Below are 16,477 nucleotides of genomic sequence, written 5' to 3' on the forward strand. Positions count from 1 at the left end.
ACAAGGGTTGATCGAAGCGCGATTGCGCGGTCCATAAAAAGACAAGGGCGCCACAGGGGCGCCCTTGCGAACTGTGGCGGAGCGGACGGGACTCGAACCCGCGACCTCCGGCGTGACAGGCCAGCATTCTAACCGACTGAACTACCGCTCCGCAGTTTTTGGTGGGTGCTGTAGGGATCGAACCTACGACCCTCGCCTTGTAAGGGCGACGCTCTACCGCTGAGCTAAGCACCCAAAACCAAGCGAAGAGCCGCTTAGTTTAGGGCATCCTTCAGAGTCTTGCCAGCCTTGAAGGCCGGAACCTTCGAAGCCTTGATCTTGATCGTCTCGTTGGTGCGCGGATTGCGACCGGTGCGGGCAGCGCGCTTGCGCACAGTGAAGGTGCCAAAGCCGACCACCGACACATCGTCACCCTTCTTCAGCGCCTTCTGCACGGTCTCGAAGAAAGCCTCGAGAGCACGACCGGCGTCAGCCTTGGTGAGTTCGGCCTTCTCGGCAATGGCATTGATCAGATCGGTTTTATTCATTGAGTCACTCCCTTAAACGATTATGCGGCCCGCGTGGTCAGTCTGGGACGAGACAACGCCGACTTAGATGGTTGGCTACCGATTGGCGCCGTCCCGCGACCCCGCATCGCTGCGCTTCCAACGTCGCGCGAGGATTGCGGTGCCGCCCTTTATACCAGTGCCCTATGGGGTCCGCAATACAAGCAATACCAAGGCTTTCAGGCTTTTTGAAGCTTACGCGGAAGCACTTGCATTACATGTTATGAAACGTTACGCGATGTACCAAGACAGACATCCACCACACAAAAAAGTGGCATGCCTAAGGCATGCCACCTTCTTTTTTTCTACAACTCAAAATGGCATCAGTGAGGACGCACTGCCGTCTCTGGCGACTCTTCCTCAATCGGTGCCTCGACAGCCTTCGTCGCCTCCTCCTTGACCTGCAGGGGCTGCAGGGGGCGCTCAAGTGCGATATCCAGGACCTCATCGATCCAGCGCACCGGATGGATATCCAGCGAACCGGTGATATTGGCCGGGATATCCGCAAGATCCTTCTTGTTGTCTTCCGGGATGATCACCGTGGTGATACCGCCGCGATGCGCCGCCAACAGCTTTTCCTTGAGACCGCCGATCGGCAGCACACGGCCACGCAGCGTTATCTCGCCGGTCATCGCCACTTCGGAACGTACCGGCACCTTGGTCAACGCCGAGACCAGAGCCGTGCACATGGCGATACCTGCACTGGGGCCATCCTTCGGCGTTGCACCTTCCGGCACATGAATGTGCAGGTCGAGCTTCTGATGAAACTCAGGATCGATACCCAGCCGCTCAGCCCGGGCGCGAACCACCGAAAGCGCCGCCTGGATGGACTCCTTCATGACGTCGCCAAGCTGACCGGTGTTCACCAATCGCCCCTTACCGGCAACCACTGAAGCTTCGATGCTGAGCAGATCGCCACCGACCTGAGTCCAGGCCAGGCCTGTAACCAGGCCGACTTCGTTCTGGAGTTCCTTACGCCCGAAATCGAATCGGCGAACACCCAGATAGTGCTCAAGATTGGACGAATCGACTTTGGCATGACCAGGTGCCGACTTAGCCTTGGATTTGGCCGTCTTTGCGGCCGTAGCCTTTGCCTTCACCTTGCTCTTCTTCACTTCGCCAAGCGTCAGTTCCTTCACCACCTTGCGGCAGATCTTGGACACTTCGCGCTCAAGATTACGCACGCCGGATTCGCGCGTGTAATAGCGCACGATGTCGCGTACGGCATCTTCAGACACGCTCAGCTCTTCCGGCTTCAGCCCATTTGCTTTGAGCTGCTTCGGCAACAGGTATTTCTGCGCGATCGCCAACTTCTCATCTTCGGTGTAACCCGGGATGCGAATAACCTCCATGCGATCGAGCAGCGGGCCAGGGATATTGAGCGAGTTGGCCGTAGCGATCCACATCACCTCGGACAGGTCGAGGTCGACCTCCAGGTAATGGTCATTGAATGCGTGGTTCTGCTCCGGATCGAGCACCTCCAGCAACGCAGAAGACGGATCGCCACGGAAGTCCATCGACATCTTGTCGATTTCGTCCAGCACGAACAGCGGATTCTTGGTCCCGATCTTGTTCATGTTCTGCACGATGCGCCCCGGCATCGAACCGATATAGGTACGGCGATGGCCGCGGATCTCGGCCTCGTCACGCACACCACCCAGGCTCATGCGGACGAACTTGCGGTTAGTCGCCTTGGCGATCGACTGGCCAAGCGAGGTCTTACCGACACCGGGCGGGCCGACCAGACAAAGGATCGGCCCCTTCATGGCATTCACACGCTGCTGCACAGCGAGATACTCAAGGATGCGCTCCTTGACCTTTTCCAGACCGAAGTGATCGGCGTCGAGCACGTCCTGCGCGAGCTGTAGATCCTTGCGCACCTTGCTGCGCTTCTTCCACGGCACACCGACCAGCCAGTCGAGGTAGTTACGCACCACCGTAGCCTCAGCTGACATCGGCGACATCTGGCGAAGCTTGCTGAATTCCTGACGCGCCTTGGCCAGCACGGCCTTGGGCATGCCTGCCTGTTCGATTTTCTTCTGTAGCTCTTCGATCTCGTTCGGGCCTTCCTCGCTCTCGCCGAGCTCCTTCTGGATGGCCTTCATCTGTTCGTTGAGGTAGTACTCGCGCTGGCTCTTCTCCATCTGCGACTTCACGCGGCCGCGGATGCGCTTCTCCACCTGCTGCAAGTCCATCTCGCCATCGACCAGACCGATCAGCAACTCGAGGCGCTGACCGACGTCCGCGGTCTCTAGCACTTTCTGCTTGTCGGCCATGCGCACGGAGAGATGCGCCGCGATGGAGTCGGCCACGCGCGATGGATCATCAATACCCGACAGCGTCGCCAGCACTTCCGGCGGCAACTTGCGGCTCTGCTTTACGAGCTGTTCGAACAGCGAGATCAGCGTGCGCGACACCACATCGAGCTCGCGCTCCTTGTTGCTATAGACCGGCTCGATGACGCGCGAGGTCGCCATCAGCATGCCGCCGTCTTCTTGATACTTCTCAACGGAGACACGTGCCTGGCCTTCGACCAGCACCTTCACGGTGCCATCGGGCAGCTTCAGCAATTGCAGCACACCAGCCAGCGTACCGATCTCATGCAGATCGGCCACAGCCGGATCATCGATATCGGGGCTCTTCTGCGCTACGAGGAGGATCTGACGCTCACCCTCCATGGCGCGCTCCAGCGCGCGCATTGACTTGTCACGGCCGACGAAGAGCGGGATGACCATGTGAGGGTAGACCACCACGTCGCGCAGCGGCAGTACCGGCAGGGCGTCCAGCGCGGCACCGCTGGCGACAGGAAGGGGGGCATTTTTTGCCATGTAAAAGGTCCCTCGGGGAGTAATGCGACTACGCCCCGACACTGCGCCGGAGGCATCTTTCCGTCAAGTGGAGGTGGGGCCGCTTCCACACAAGTGCGGATAGCTTCGCGGAAAACAAAAACGGCCCCGGCGCAGTGCCGAGGCCGCTTCATTCAGGCTATGGCAGGCTTTCAGGCGGCGTCGCCGCCCTCGCCCGCTACGCGCTGCTGCAGATTGCCGCGATAAATCAGATAGGGCTCAGCCTGTCCGTTGATCACAGCATCATCCACAACCACCTTGCTCACGTGCTCCAGCGAGGGCAGCTCGTACATGGTGTCCAGCAGCACCTGCTCAAGAATGGTACGCAGGCCGCGAGCGCCGGTCTTGCGCTTGAGCGCCTTACGGGCGATTGCCTGCAAAGCCTCTGGGCGGAATTCCAGCTCCACACCTTCCATCTCGAACAGCTTCTTGAACTGCTTGGTGACGGCGTTGCGCGGCTCGGTGAGGATCTTCACCAGAGCCGGCTCGTCCAACTCATCCAGGGTGGCGACCACCGGCAGACGGCCGACGAATTCCGGAATCAGACCGAAACGCACCAGGTCAGCGGGCTCCACATCAGCCAGCACCTTGCCTAGGTTCTCCGTGCGCTCCTTGCTGCGGACTTCGGCCGAGAAGCCGATGCCCGTGGTTTCGGAGCGCTGCTGGATCACCTTCTCCAGACCGGCGAACGCGCCGCCGCAAATGAAGAGGATGTTCTTGGTGTCGACCTGCAGGAATTCCTGCTGCGGATGCTTGCGGCCACCCTGCGGCGGCACCGAGGCCAGCGTGCCCTCGATCAGCTTCAGCAGCGCCTGCTGCACGCCTTCACCCGACACGTCGCGCGTGATCGACGGGTTCTCGCTCTTGCGCGAGATCTTGTCGATTTCGTCGATGTAGACGATACCCGACTGCGCCTTGTCGACGTCGTAGTCGCACTTTTGCAGCAGCTTCTGGATGATGTTTTCGACATCCTCGCCCACGTAGCCGGCTTCGGTCAGCGTGGTGGCATCGGCAATGGTGAACGGCACGTTGAGCAGGCGCGCCAACGTTTCCGCCAGCAGCGTCTTGCCCGAGCCGGTCGGACCAATCAGGAGAATGTTGGATTTGCCGAGCTCGACTTCGTCGCTCTTCTGGCGCGATTCCATGCGCTTGTAGTGGTTGTACACCGCCACGGCCAGCGCTTTCTTGGCGCGGGTCTGGCCAACCACGTACTGGTCGAGCGTCTCCATGATCTCGCGCGGCTTGGGCAGCTGGTTGCGCCCGGAGGCGGCCTTCTCCTCCAGCTCTTCGCGGATGATGTCGTTGCAGAGCTCTACGCACTCGTCGCAAATGAACACGGAGGGGCCCGCGATCAGCTTGCGCACTTCGTGCTGGCTCTTGCCGCAGAAGGAGCAGTAGAGAATCTTGCCGCTGTCGTTGGAACGGCCCTGACGCTCGTCAGTCATGCTGTAACCCTGCTGTAAATCGGTTGCGAGGCGAGAATAGCACAGGGTTCCGCGTCCGATTACAGACGCAGAACCCGGCTTTCAAGCTCTATAACGGCCGCAAATCAGGCCGACTTGACCGTCTCGACCGCTCGGCGGTCCAGCACCTGGTCGATCAGGCCGTAGTCACGGGCGGCCTCGGCGCTCATGAAGCGGTCGCGTTCCATGTCCCGCTCGATCTTGTCCAGCGGCTGGCCCGTGTGTTGCACATAAATGTCATTCAGGCGGCGACGCAGGTACAGGATTTCCTGTGCTTGGATCTCGATATCGGTCGCCTGGCCGCGGGCACCGCCCGACGGCTGGTGGATCATCACGCGCGAATTGGGCAGCGAATAGCGCTTGCCCTTGGCGCCAGCCATCAACAACAGCGAGGCCGCACTGCAGGCCTGGCCGATGCACATGGTGCTGACGTCGGGCTTGATGAACTGCATGGTGTCGTAGATCGCCAGCCCAGCGGTGACCGCACCGCCCGGGCTGTTGATATAGAGATGAATGTCCTTGTCCGGATTCTCCGATTCAAGGAACAGCATCTGCGCGACCAGCAGGTTAGCAACCTGATCATTGACCTCGCCGACGAGGAAGATCACACGCTCCTTCAGCAGGCGCGAGTAGATGTCATACGAGCGCTCGCCGCGGGCGGTCTGCTCGACAACGATAGGTACCAGGTTGAGGTTCTGGATCGGATCCATGGCCATGCTTGTCGCTCTCCGGTTGATGGGCCTGATCTTATACGTCTCAGGCACTGACCGGGCGCATGACCTCGTCGAAGCTCAGGTTCTCGTCGGTGGTCTTGGCGTTGTCCGCCACCCACACGGCCACCTGGTCTTCCATTACGCGGTTCTGCAGCCCGGACATCAATTGGGGGTCACCGTTATAGAGTTCAATGACCTTCTCCGGCTCCTCGTAGGTCGATGCAATGGCGGCCAGCTGTTCGGCCACGCGGGTGCGGTCGAGCTTGAGCTCCTGCTTGCGGGCGATTTCGCCCATCAGCAGGCCAGCGATGACGCGCTTGCGCGCGATCGGGGTCGCGGCCTCGATCAACTGCGGCGGCGGCTGCTGCCCACGCGGCACGCTGCCAGCGGCGAGATTCTGGGCTTCGGACTGCACCATCACCTTCGGCACATCCAATTCCGGATGGGAGTCGGCCAGCTTTTCGGCCACTTCCGACTTCAGGCGCGCCATCAGCGTTGCCTTCAGTTCGCGCTCGAGATTGGCACGCACTTCCTTGCGGAAGTTGTCCAGGTCGCCATCGGTGATACCGAACAGCTTAGCGAACTCAGCGTCGACAGTCGGGAGCTTGGGCTCCTGCACCTTGACGATCTTGAAGCTGACCTGGGCGTTCTGGCCGGCCAACTTTTCATTGCGGAAATCCGCCGGGAAAGCAATCTCGGCCTCAAACGCATCATCAGCCTTGCGACCGGTCAGCGCCTCGTCCAGCGCCTTGAACAGGGTGCCCGAGCCCAGCACGCTGCCGGCGCGCTCCAGACCTTCGGTCGGGAAGCGATAGTCACCAGCCACGGCCGAGTATTCGAACATCACGAAATCGCCCTCGACAGAGGCGCGCTCCACCGGGTCGAAGCTGCGGCGCTGGGCACGCAGGGTTTCGATCATCTTCTCGATGTCGGCATCGGTCACTTCAGCCACCGGGCGCTTGATCTCGAGCGCGGCCACGTTGACTTCCGGGAACTCCGGCATGATCTCGAAGGTAGCGGTATAGGTGATCTCGCCGTTCTCCGGACGGCCGGTGGTGTCCACCGACGGGTTGGCGATCGGGCGCAGCTTTTCCTGCTCCACCGCCTGACGCAGCGTGGTGCCGATGAGGTCGGACAGCACTTCGCCGCGAACCTGGTCGCCAAAACGCTGCTGGATCACCGTGGTGGGCACCTTGCCCGGACGGAAACCCTTCAGGCGCACGGTGCGGCCCATTTCTGCGATACGCGCAGTCACCTGCGTCTCGAAGCGCTCTGCGGGGAACTTCACCGTGAGCTTGCGCTCGAGCTTGCCGACGTTTTCAACCGAAACCTGCATGACGTCTCCTGGAGTACCTGAAAGTGCGCCCGTCACAGGCGCCGGCGGCCCCCGGCCGCCTGCAAAAACAAAGGGATGGTGCGAAAGGCGGGACTCGAACCCGCACGGGATTAACCGCCAGAACCTAAATCTGGTGCGTCTACCAATTCCGCCACTTTCGCATCAGCGCAACCGTGAGGAGATGCCCACAAGCCACGGATTTCAAAGGGGATTACCGCGAACATCAAGCCCGCGCTCGCCTCCCGCCCCGTATCCGGGCACCTCGCCCTAAGTCGATGATTCCCTTACACGAAAGCGGGCCATTTTACGGTTGCGTGCCGCGGCAACACAAGGGAATCCGCCAGGCGCCGGCCAATGAAGCGAAGGCCTTGAGCGAAAAGTGTTTTCGTCGGAAAACTCAGAGCTCCCGCAGCACCCGGAAGCCGACACGGCCATTTCTTACACTGCCGTCAGCCCCCTGCCGATAGGCCGAGCGCACCTGCTCCGGCGAACTTCCCCACGAGCCGCCGCGCACCACACGGACCGAACATCCCGGGTTGACCCATGCACCGCCGTCCAGCGGCGCGCGTATGTAGCTGTCATGCCAGCAGTCCTGCACCCACTCGGACACATTGCCGTCGATGTCGTACAGACCATACGGGTTGGCCTCGAAACTCATCACCGGCGCCGGTCCCCAGTAGCCATCGCGGTAGTTGGCGAAGGCGTTGCTCCAGCGCCGTCCGCTCTGCGAACGGTCGCCGCTGCCAGTCAGGTTCTCCACTTTGCGTGGCGGCGTGCCATTGCCCCACCAGTAGCGCGTGGTCGTGCCGCCGCGCAGTGCATATTCGAATTCCGCCTCGCTGGGCAAACGGTAACGCTTGCCGGTGCGCTGGCTCAGCCAGTCGGCGTAAGCCTTGGCGTCGTTCCACGAGACATTGACCACCGGCAACTTGTCGTCACTGGCGGTACGGCCTGAGTAATCGCTCTGCCAAGTGGCATCGGGATCGTCGCGCAGCGCGCCGCTGCGCTCGTCATAAACACTGGCTCCGCCCAATTTCACTGAATCCGGCTGGTAGCCACTGGCTCGCACGAATTCGCGGAACTGCCCAATGCTGACTTCGGCACGCGCCATGGCAAAGCCTTTGGCGATCGTCATCTGATGCTGCGGCGACTCCGAATCGCTACGTCCCGACTCGTCATCCGGCGCACCCATCGCGAAGTTGCCGGTGGGAACCACCACCATGGCCGGCGTCTGCCCTGGCAAGTCCACATAGCGATCGTTGAAGACCTGCCCCGGCTTGTAGCTGGCGTACAAACGGGCATTGGTCAGCCGCTCCTGGAAATCGTTCAGCCCAGGAATGTCGGCACTGAGTTCCTTGGCCTGCTCGGCAAGCTGCTGCGCCAGGGTCAGATTGCCGGCATCGAGCGCGGAGCGCGCCTGCGCCAACACCCCGCTGGCGCGCTGATGGCGGATCCCGTCGACACGCCCCTGCACGTCCTGCAATTGCTGCGAACCGGGGACAATCGTGCCGGCCTCGGTCAGCGCATCGTTTGCGCCCTTGAAATCGTTCTGCGCCACCGCAGCCAGCGCGCGATCCAGCACTGCGCGCTGCACCTGCGAGATGCCCTGCCCAGCCACGGCATTCTCAGGATCCAGCTGCTGGACCTCCCGATACACTTCCAGAGCGTTATTGCCCTTCGGCTGATCCACCTTGCCCTGCTGCAGCAAACTGGCCGCCTTGGCCAGCATCGGGCGCACCTGAGCCAAGGTCTTCAGCTTGGTTTCCAGTTGGGTCACGTCATCCTGCGCGTTGGGCAGCGTTTTGAGCGAACCGAGCAACTCGCCGGCCGCATCGGCGTCACCCACCGCGATGTCCTGACCAATCTCCGCCACCAGCCGCGCACGCACCTCATACATACCTTGTGCGGCCCGACGGCTATCCGGCTTCAACTTCAGCGCTTCGGCATAAAGGGCGGCAGCGCCGTCCTTGTCGCCCACCAGCTGACCAGCACGCAAGGCCTTACCCGCACGCTCGAGCAAAGCCTCCACCTCAGGCGTATCGGCGCTGAGCTGTTCGGGCAAGTGCGCATTCTTGTTGCCCATGCGGGCGACAATCACATCAGTCGGCGCCAGCGTCAGCGGCGGCCCCGCATCAAGCTCCGCCTGCGCACCCGCCATCGCCTGAAAGCGCGCCCCGTTCGACGCCGCCGATACCGGCCCCAGGTTCATTCCACGCTGCGTCGCCACCCGCGTGGGGTCGACATGAAACACGCGCGGAAAAAAGTGATAGACCAGCGCCATGCCGAGCACGACTACGCCGATCGCTCCACCCATGGTGCGCTGGCGTCGTACGGTTTCCTTGCTCGGCATGTTGGGCGTCCTTGGGCGGCCTGCTATGGTGCTTCGCTAAACATAGGCACAAACCCCTGACAGGACAATGAGCGACATCACCTGCCAGGTATCCCAAGGAAGCTTGAATGCAACTCCCCACCACGCCGGCCGCGGACTGGATCACCAGCCGCGACGCACTCGAGCAGTGGCTCGTCGCCTTGCCCGCCCATGCGTCGCTCGATCTCGATACCGAGTTCATGCGCCGGAACACGTTCTATCCGCAGCTGGCCCTGTTGCAGCTCGGCTGGCAAGGGCGTTATGCGTTGGTCGATCCGCTCGCCTTCGATATCGGCGATGCGCTGCGCCCGCAACTGGGCCAGGGCGACATAATCACAGTGATGCACAGCGCCAGCGAAGATCTCGAAGCGCTGGCGCCACTGCTGCCTGGTGGCCCGCGGCAATTGTTCGACACACAGATCGCCGCCGCTTTCGTCGGCATGGGGCTGGGCATCAGCTACCGCGCCCTGGTCGCTGAACTCGTCGGCGCCGAACTCGACAAAGGCGAAACGCGCTCCGACTGGATGCAACGCCCGCTCACCGAATCCCAACGCGCCTACGCAACGCTGGATGTGGTCTATCTCGCTCCTGTGCACGAGCAACTGGCCGAGCGCCTGATCCAGCGCGACCGCAGCGCCTGGCACGCGGAAGACTGCGAGCGCCTCAAACGCCGCGCCTGCTTCCGCGAAGGCGACCCGCAGCCACAGCAAGGTTTCCGCGGCGCCGCCGAATGGCAGCCGGCACAACAGGCCAGGCTGCGCCGCATCCTGTTGTGGCGCGACCAGACCGCGCGCCAGCTCGACCGGCCGCGCCCCTGGCTGCTCGAAGATGCCCTCGCGATGAACCTGGCGCAGCAACCGCCGCTCAACGCCGCCGACCTGGAACAGCGCAGCCGCGGCCAGCGCGCCCTGCGTTCCCCGCAGCGCACCGAATTGTTCGACCTGCTCGCTCTGCCGATCAGCGACGACGAGATCGCCGCCACAGCCTCCATCCCCGGCACACCGCAAGCCGACGCCAAAAAGGCCCTGGCCGCGATGAAGGATCAGGTCGACGCGCTTGCCGTCGAACTCGATCTTCCCGCCGGTCTGCTGTGCCCACGCAAAGTGCTCGAGGAATACGTGGTCACCCACCGCTGGCCCGACTTCCTCGAAGGCTGGCGCCGCGACCAGCTCCATGACCGCCTCGCCCGCCTGCTGCCAGGCTGATCCCACCGGACCAGGGGCTTGGCGGATACCGGACGCCACTGCTAACATCTGCGGCTCGCGTGGGGCGGTAGCTCAGCTGGGAGAGCGTCGCGTTCGCAATGCGAAGGTCGGGAGTTCGATCCTCCTCCGCTCCACCAATCCTATCCAGCCAAAACGGCGCTTCGCTTGCGAAGCGCCGTTTTTGTTTTGGGTCTTCGTTTTCATGTCTTGTCATGCCTGCCCAGCATTCGCTCGACGGCATCCTGGCAGGCCGATCCAATCAGCTGGCGACACGCCTTGGCCGAGCGTTTCTCGCTCAGGGCCTGATACATCCGTTGCCCAGTGAGCGCGAAGATCAGATCAGTAGCGTCTTGCCGAGCCGCTCGAAATGCGCGTCCTGGGTGCATGCGCTCCAGCAGCGCAGCGACCAGATGCCGGCGCCTCTCGTTGCGCTGAAGCAGTGCCGACGCGAATTCTGGATCGAGCGCCATCGCGTCATGCAATCGTCCAATCGCATGGTCGTGACTCCAGAACTCGCAAAAGATATCGATCAGCTGCTCAAGTCCCTTCCGCGGGTCGGCCTCGGTCGCCACAGCAAACAAGCGGTTCAGGCCGCCCTTCTGCGCAATCCAGTCAAACACCGCTTCCAGCAATCCCTGACGCGATCCGAACTGGTTGTACACAGTGAGCCGCGTCACACCCGCCGCACGCGCCACCGCATCCAGCGAAAAACCGGTGACTCCCTCTCCTTCACGCAATACCGTCGCCGCGGCCTGGATGACCTGGTCGCGTTTTTCGGCGGCAGCGGCTTGTCGGACCGAACTCGTATAGCTGCGCGGGGGCATGAGTACCTCTTGCCAATTAAATAAACACTATGTATATCTAATTTACCTGATCACCAAGGAGTGTGCCGTGCAGCAAGTGCTCATGCTGGTTCTGTCACTTCATATCCTTTCCACCATCTTCTGGGCAGGCTCCACATTCACGCTCGCCCGCCTGGGCGGCACAGGTGCCGAACGGCTGTTCCGCCCGCAGATGATCGCAGCAACCGTCGCCATCCTGTCAGGCGGCACCATGGGACATCTCGTCCACAGCGGCGCATTGGGACGCGGGGAGCTATTGCTCGTGGCCGGCGCCCTATGCTCCGTGCTCGCCCTGCTGGTGCAAGGCTTCCTCGTCGGTCCGATCCTGAAACGGCTGCAACCCGACAACCCCGATGAAGCCATCGCACGCTCGCGCGCAACCAGAGCCCATCGCATGGCTGCCGTGCTGCTGGCACTAGCTGCCGTGCTCATGGCCACCGCGCGATACGCCTGAACGCTTCACTCGACGTATGGATCTGGCACGTCAAACACGACGCTCCCAACAATCGCCCCGAGCCGCCTAGACATCGCCATGGCGCTGTAACCTAACCGCCGCACGCTGCCGACACTTCCGCCGAGGACTGCCTGCGTGCGTCTTAGCTTCCCCGTTTCCGGCCAGCGTCCGCATCCGATGCTGGTCAATCTGCTGGCCGGCAGCGCCGCCTTTCTCGCCTATGCGTCGATGTATGCCTTCCGCAAGCCGTTCACCGCGGCAGCGTTCGAAGGCATGCATTTCGCTGGCGTCGATTACAAAGTGTGGCTGGTGATCGCGCAGGTGCTGGGCTACATGCTCAGCAAATTCCGCGGAATCACCTGGATCGCTGAAATGCAGCGGCACAGCCGCGCCCGCGCGTTGGCGGGGCTGATCGGCTTTGCGTGGCTGGCGCTGTTCGGTTTCGCCGTACTGCCCGCGCCGTGGAATATCACCTGCCTGTTTCTCAACGGCTTGCCGCTCGGCATGGTGTGGGGCGTGATCTTCGGTTACCTCGAAGGGCGCCGCGGCACCGAAATGATGGCAGCCTTCATGTGCGCCAGCTTTATCGTCGGCTCCGGCGTGGTGAAGTCGGTTGGCATGTGGCTGATGGTGAGCCATGGCGTGAGCGAATTCTGGATGCCCTTCGCCACCGGCATGCTGTTCGTGCCGCTGCTGTGCCTCGCGGTATGGATGCTCGAACACCTGCCCGCCCCCGACGCTGCCGACATCGCCGCACGCCATGCCCGCGTGCCGATGGATACCACTACTCGTCGCGCCTTTCTCGCCCGCTTCCTGCCCGGCGTCGCCATGGTCGTGGTGGCCTATGTCGCACTCACCGTGGCACGCGACTTCCGCGACAACTTCGCCGCCGAGATATGGACCGATCTGGGCCGCGGCGGCAATGCGTCAGTCTTCACTGAAACCGAAGTGCCGATCGCGATCGCCGTACTGCTGATCACTGCCAGCACCATGCTGGTGCGCGACAACTTCAAGGCGCTGATGCTCAACCATCTGTTGATCTTCAGCGGCTTCGCCACCGCGGTACTCGCCACCTGGCTCTACCATCACGGCCTGATCTCGCCGCTTGGCTGGATCGGCGGCAGCGGTTTCGGCCTCTACCTCGCCTATGTGCCGTACAACTCCACCTTCTTCGAGCGCATGCTGGCCACCTTCCGCGTCACCGGCAATGTTGGCTTCGTGATGTATATCGCCGACGCCAGCGGCTACCTGGGAAGCGTCGCCGTGATCCTCGCCAAGCAGTTCGGCGGCATGCACCTGTCCTGGGCTGCGTTTTACGGCGATACGGTGGTGACGCTGTCCATGCTCGGCATGCTGGTCACGCTCGCCTCGGCCGCCTACTTTCGTGCCAAAGCGCGGCGCGCACGTTTCCCGATAGGACTGCCAACACCTGCCTGAAGCAAAGATCATGTAGGAGCCCACCCTGTGGGCGACACGGCCCGCCAGGGCCGTGTTTCATAGAACCAGCCAGCCTTGCTATCGCAACGCGTTCGCGCACAGGGTGCGCTCCTACAGGGGATGGTTATGATGCTGGCCTACCCCCAAGCCTGGAGTGTGCCGTGCATCGTCTCTCCGTCTTCTGCTGCGCCTTGTTTGGCTTGCTTGCCGCGACTACGACCTTCGCGACGGATTCGCCCACAGGCATCCGTCACCTCAATCCGCCAGGCCTGTCCAGGCCGACGGGCTACACGCATATCGTCGACGTTCCGAACAGTGGCCGCACCATCTATATAGCCGGCCAGATCGCTTTGGACGCGCAAGGGAAACTGGTCGGCGCAGGCGATTTCGCCGCACAGGCGGAACAGGTCTTCGCCAATCTAAAGACCGCACTGGAGGCGTCGGGCGCCAGCTTCGACAACGTAGTGAAGCTCAACATGTACGTCACCGACATGTCGAAGCTGCAGGCGCTGCGCGCCGCGCGCGACAAATACATCAACACCCAGAAGCCGCCGGCCAGCACGCTGGTGGAAGTGAACAGGCTGTCCAAAGAAGGCTTGCTACTCGAAGTCGAAGCCGTTGCGGTAACACCGCGGTAGTACTTTCAGCAAGCATCTTCTTTGCTCGCCCTCAAAAACAGGGGTGCGCAAAGCAAGCGATTTATCGACTTCATTAAGAAGTGACTATGAAGAAGCATCCTTGTTCAGCGACTGGGACGCCAAACTGGCCCCAGTCGGATGATCGATCATATAGCGCCATGTCCCGTCTGCCTGGCGCCGGACAATCTCAACGGAACTGCCCGTAAGAACGACACGCCCTTCATCAACTAGCCGATAGTCAGCCCTCATCAAGGCGACATCACCGTTTACAACACAGAAATTCACCTTCGACTCCATCACTCCCGGCATTCCTCCCAGAGGAGCCAGAGCCTTGCGGATGGCGTCATGCCCGACAACGGGAGTTTCACCATCAAAAAACGTCGCACCCTCCTCGTAGAGAAGGATCAGATCATCGACATCGAAATGATCATTGAATATTCGCGCAAAAGCCTCACCAATCTTCTCAGGTCCAGTAATGTCCTTGACGTTCAACATGCACTACTCCTAACGCACTCGACAAAAGTTCTTTGCAACGGCACAAACCATCGGCACTCCCTTCATGAAGTTAGTTCAGCCATGCGCCTCCAGCAATCAGACGTATCCCATCGCAGCTACACCACCAAAACATAAACGATGCGGATGCTCTTACCGTTCCGGCAAAGCAACCTCTTGCTCCATCGAATTTCGCTGAATAGCACTCAGCAATCTGGCCCCGGCATCGGCCAGATACCCATCATTGCGAATCACCAGCGCATGCGGCGGTACTCGATAGGACTCGCTGCGCGCGAGACGGGCCGCAATATCTATATCACTTTCGCGTCCACGCGCTGCAAGACGCCTAGCCATGCACTCTTGGCTAGCTGTAATCAACACCGGCCTTATGGCAGGAAAGCGTTCGCACGCCAGCTCATATGCACCACGCGAACCATTCACCAGCACATCGGCGCCGCGCAGCAACCATTGCTCCACTTCGCGCCCAATGCCGTAGTGCAGGCCATGCGCCTGCCAGGTCAACACAAACAAACCACGCCGCTCGCGTGACTGGAACTCAGCCTCGCTCAGCGCGACATGGTTTTCCCCACCCGCATGCGCCGGCCGCGTGATATAGCGATGCGCGCACAGCACCCCATGCGAGATGCCGTGTTCGCGCACCCAGCCCAGCACGCTGTCCTTGCCGGCACCTGAAGGCCCCATCACGTAATACAAGCGTCCGCTACTCATGCCGCCTTTGCTCCCTGCAGGGCAATGCGTTCGATCACATGGAAGGAAGCGCCTGGCGCCTCCTCACCGCAAATGGCCAAGGCATCCACGCGCGCAGCGCCGAGCGCCGCGACGCGCGGAGTCAGCCAGTCGCGCAAACGTTGCTCCTCGAACGCCGTGGCCGGCGCGGAGAGCGTCATATGGAAGCGATAGCGATCGAGCACGTAGGGATAGCCATAACGTTGAAGTAACAGGCGTTCAGTCGCGTCGATATTCAAAGCGCGGCGCTGAAATACTTCTGTCGACAACGGCGCTCGTAAGGGTTCCAGCGCGTACAGACACGCTGCCGCCAGCGCATCCACCGCTGTGCTGGCGCCATGGGGGCGCAAGGCAAGAAAACCGGCCAGCCGGTCGAGTTGAAGCGGCAGCTCAAAAGCTGGCGTTGCCGCAGCAACGACTGCCACTGCGTTGCGCAAGGCCGTGCATGAAGCCCCTTGGCTCAACTCAAAAGGTGCTCGCAGCGTGGCGTGCCATCCATAACGGCACACGTCGGCAAGCAGCGCATCGGCGCGCTCAACATCGAGCACCGGAAGACCCTCCCCGTCCTGCGCCAGCCATGTGCGGCCAAATTGCCCCAGCTCGCTATCGTCAGACGGGCAGTAATAAATCGCGTAGCGCATCAGTCGTCCGCCATCAGCACCAGTTGCACCCAATCGCCAGAGAAGCGCGTGACGCCATATTGCACTGGCACGCCCCGCGGATCCGCATTGATCGACAACACATGCAGCACAGGTCGATTGGACGGCTGTTTCATCAGCCGCGCCGTCTCCGCATCAGGCAGTCGCGCCGACACGCGCGTGTGCTTGCGCACGTAATCGCTGACCCCAAACTCGGCCAGGGTGCGCGTTACCGATTGCGTGCGCCGGTAGATTGCCGGCAGGCCGGGAAAGCGCGCCGCCGGAAAATAAGCCGTGCTGTAGTCCACGATATGTCCATCCGCATGACTCAAGGTCTCGATGCGGAAGACATATTCATGACGCCCCAAGCCCATCGCTTCGGCGACCTGGCTCGGCGCCACCTCGCGCGTATCGCCGAGAAACTCGATATCGGCCTCGACGTTGAGATTGCGCATGTTCTGGGTAAAGCGCGTGCGCCGGCTGATCGCATAATCCAGCGTCTGCTCCTGCACAAAGGTGCCGCGTCCCTGTTCGGTGCGAACCAGGTTACGCTGCTCCAGTGCGGCGATGGCACGGCGTACCGTATGGCGGTTCACGTCGAAGCGTTCCGCCAGCTCCTGCGCCGACGGCAACTGCTCGCCCTGACGTACGCGCCCCTTGAGGATGTCCTCGGCAAGGATGTCGCCGATCTGGCTCCAAAGCGCCACGCCCTTTCCCCGCTCGACCTCGCCCATACCACTCGCCTCGCTTGTC

At 61.7% G+C, this 16,477-nt stretch carries 15 protein-coding genes and 4 tRNA genes; 5 read left to right on the plus strand and 14 right to left on the minus strand.

All coding sequences use genetic code 11. The features are described from left to right. Positions 1-74 precede the first annotated feature (74 nt). The 9 genes from ISS97_RS09995 to ISS97_RS10035 form a co-directional block, all read right to left on the minus strand. Positions 75-151: transfer RNA gene (locus tag ISS97_RS09995), tRNA-Asp, on the minus strand. A gap of 8 nt (positions 152-159) precedes the next feature. Continuing rightward, a tRNA-Val gene (locus ISS97_RS10000) sits at positions 160-234 on the minus strand. A gap of 20 nt (positions 235-254) precedes the next feature. Beyond that, on the minus strand, positions 255-527 hold the full coding sequence (locus ISS97_RS10005) for an HU family DNA-binding protein (RefSeq protein WP_019465590.1): 273 nt from the start codon (positions 525-527) through the stop codon (positions 255-257). 341 nt (positions 528-868) lie between these two features. Next, entirely contained in the window at positions 869-3,373 is a 2,505-nt protein-coding gene (gene lon, locus ISS97_RS10010) for an endopeptidase La (protein WP_379986834.1), read from the minus strand. Between the two features lie 170 nt (positions 3,374-3,543). Next, complete coding sequence (gene clpX / locus ISS97_RS10015) at positions 3,544-4,836, minus strand: ATP-dependent Clp protease ATP-binding subunit ClpX (RefSeq protein WP_379986833.1); 1,293 nt, start codon at positions 4,834-4,836, stop codon at positions 3,544-3,546. Positions 4,837-4,940: 104 nt separating this feature from the next. Next, complete coding sequence (clpP, locus tag ISS97_RS10020; RefSeq protein ID WP_379986832.1) at positions 4,941-5,570, minus strand: ATP-dependent Clp endopeptidase proteolytic subunit ClpP; 630 nt, start codon at positions 5,568-5,570, stop codon at positions 4,941-4,943. Positions 5,571-5,610: 40 nt separating this feature from the next. Next, positions 5,611-6,903 (minus strand): trigger factor, encoded by a 1,293-nt coding sequence (tig, locus tag ISS97_RS10025; protein WP_379986831.1) that lies wholly within the window; start codon positions 6,901-6,903, stop codon positions 5,611-5,613. A 76-nt stretch (positions 6,904-6,979) separates the two neighbouring features. Further along, positions 6,980-7,064: transfer RNA gene (locus tag ISS97_RS10030), tRNA-Leu, on the minus strand. Positions 7,065-7,300: 236 nt separating this feature from the next. Continuing rightward, a complete protein-coding gene (locus ISS97_RS10035) occupies positions 7,301-9,253 on the minus strand; it encodes an SUMF1/EgtB/PvdO family nonheme iron enzyme (protein ID WP_379986830.1) in 1,953 nt (650 codons plus the stop codon). Between the two features lie 107 nt (positions 9,254-9,360). On the opposite strand from ISS97_RS10035, the gene ISS97_RS10040 reads away from it, so the two are divergent. After that, positions 9,361-10,476 (plus strand): ribonuclease D, encoded by a 1,116-nt coding sequence (locus tag ISS97_RS10040; RefSeq protein WP_379986829.1) that lies wholly within the window; start codon positions 9,361-9,363, stop codon positions 10,474-10,476. Positions 10,477-10,537: 61 nt separating this feature from the next. Then, a tRNA-Ala gene (locus ISS97_RS10045) sits at positions 10,538-10,613 on the plus strand. Positions 10,614-10,676: 63 nt separating this feature from the next. Here ISS97_RS10045 and ISS97_RS10050 read toward each other — a convergent pair. Next, a complete protein-coding gene (locus ISS97_RS10050; RefSeq protein WP_379986828.1) occupies positions 10,677-11,300 on the minus strand; it encodes a TetR/AcrR family transcriptional regulator in 624 nt (207 codons plus the stop codon). A gap of 67 nt (positions 11,301-11,367) precedes the next feature. On the opposite strand from ISS97_RS10050, the gene ISS97_RS10055 reads away from it, so the two are divergent. The 3 genes from ISS97_RS10055 to ISS97_RS10065 all read left to right on the plus strand — a co-directional run bounded on the left by ISS97_RS10055 (position 11,368) and on the right by ISS97_RS10065 (position 13,847). Then, complete coding sequence (locus ISS97_RS10055; protein ID WP_379986827.1) at positions 11,368-11,772, plus strand: hypothetical protein; 405 nt, start codon at positions 11,368-11,370, stop codon at positions 11,770-11,772. A gap of 135 nt (positions 11,773-11,907) precedes the next feature. Then, positions 11,908-13,209 (plus strand): DUF5690 family protein, encoded by a 1,302-nt coding sequence (locus tag ISS97_RS10060; protein WP_379986826.1) that lies wholly within the window; start codon positions 11,908-11,910, stop codon positions 13,207-13,209. A 161-nt stretch (positions 13,210-13,370) separates the two neighbouring features. Beyond that, entirely contained in the window at positions 13,371-13,847 is a 477-nt protein-coding gene (locus tag ISS97_RS10065; protein ID WP_379986825.1) for a RidA family protein, read from the plus strand. Between the two features lie 84 nt (positions 13,848-13,931). Here the strand turns inward: ISS97_RS10065 and ISS97_RS10070 are convergent, their stop codons facing one another. From ISS97_RS10070 to phnF, 4 genes are all read right to left on the minus strand, one after another. Then, positions 13,932-14,342 (minus strand): YybH family protein, encoded by a 411-nt coding sequence (locus tag ISS97_RS10070; protein WP_379986824.1) that lies wholly within the window; start codon positions 14,340-14,342, stop codon positions 13,932-13,934. A 150-nt stretch (positions 14,343-14,492) separates the two neighbouring features. Next, the gene (phnN, locus tag ISS97_RS10075; RefSeq protein ID WP_379986823.1) at positions 14,493-15,053 is read right to left on the minus strand and encodes a phosphonate metabolism protein/1,5-bisphosphokinase (PRPP-forming) PhnN; all 561 of its coding nucleotides are present in this window, start codon (positions 15,051-15,053) and stop codon (positions 14,493-14,495) included. 11 nt (positions 15,054-15,064) lie between these two features. Beyond that, positions 15,065-15,727, minus strand: a complete 663-nt coding sequence (locus ISS97_RS10080; protein WP_379986822.1) for a DUF1045 domain-containing protein — start codon at positions 15,725-15,727, stop codon at positions 15,065-15,067. Further along, positions 15,727-16,458, minus strand: coding sequence for a phosphonate metabolism transcriptional regulator PhnF (gene phnF / locus ISS97_RS10085; protein WP_379986821.1), 732 nt, complete (start codon positions 16,456-16,458; stop codon positions 15,727-15,729). The genes ISS97_RS10080 and phnF overlap by 1 nt, the downstream gene beginning before the upstream one ends. Positions 16,459-16,477: the final 19 nt, after the last annotated feature.

The sequence above is a fragment of the Dyella koreensis genome, from assembly GCF_044904565.1.
GTDB lineage: Bacteria > Pseudomonadota > Gammaproteobacteria > Xanthomonadales > Rhodanobacteraceae > Dyella_D > Dyella_D koreensis.

Excerpts from the sequence above, each read along its gene's own strand:
- ISS97_RS10035 (WP_379986830.1), bottom strand. The coding sequence starts at position 9,253 with ATGCCGAGCAAGGAAACCGTACGACGCCAGCGCACCATGGGTGGAGCG.
- ISS97_RS10050 (WP_379986828.1), bottom strand. The coding sequence starts at position 11,300 with ATGCCCCCGCGCAGCTATACGAGTTCGGTCCGACAAGCCGCTGCCGCC.
- clpX (WP_379986833.1), bottom strand. The coding sequence starts at position 4,836 with ATGACTGACGAGCGTCAGGGCCGTTCCAACGACAGCGGCAAGATTCTC.
- tig (WP_379986831.1), bottom strand. The coding sequence starts at position 6,903 with ATGCAGGTTTCGGTTGAAAACGTCGGCAAGCTCGAGCGCAAGCTCACG.
- ISS97_RS10040 (WP_379986829.1), top strand. The coding sequence starts at position 9,361 with ATGCAACTCCCCACCACGCCGGCCGCGGACTGGATCACCAGCCGCGAC.
- phnF (WP_379986821.1), bottom strand. The coding sequence starts at position 16,458 with ATGGGCGAGGTCGAGCGGGGAAAGGGCGTGGCGCTTTGGAGCCAGATC.
- clpP (WP_379986832.1), bottom strand. The coding sequence starts at position 5,570 with ATGGCCATGGATCCGATCCAGAACCTCAACCTGGTACCTATCGTTGTC.
- lon (WP_379986834.1), bottom strand. The coding sequence starts at position 3,373 with ATGGCAAAAAATGCCCCCCTTCCTGTCGCCAGCGGTGCCGCGCTGGAC.
- ISS97_RS10080 (WP_379986822.1), bottom strand. The coding sequence starts at position 15,727 with ATGCGCTACGCGATTTATTACTGCCCGTCTGACGATAGCGAGCTGGGG.
- ISS97_RS10005 (WP_019465590.1), bottom strand. The coding sequence starts at position 527 with ATGAATAAAACCGATCTGATCAATGCCATTGCCGAGAAGGCCGAACTC.
- ISS97_RS10070 (WP_379986824.1), bottom strand. The coding sequence starts at position 14,342 with ATGTTGAACGTCAAGGACATTACTGGACCTGAGAAGATTGGTGAGGCT.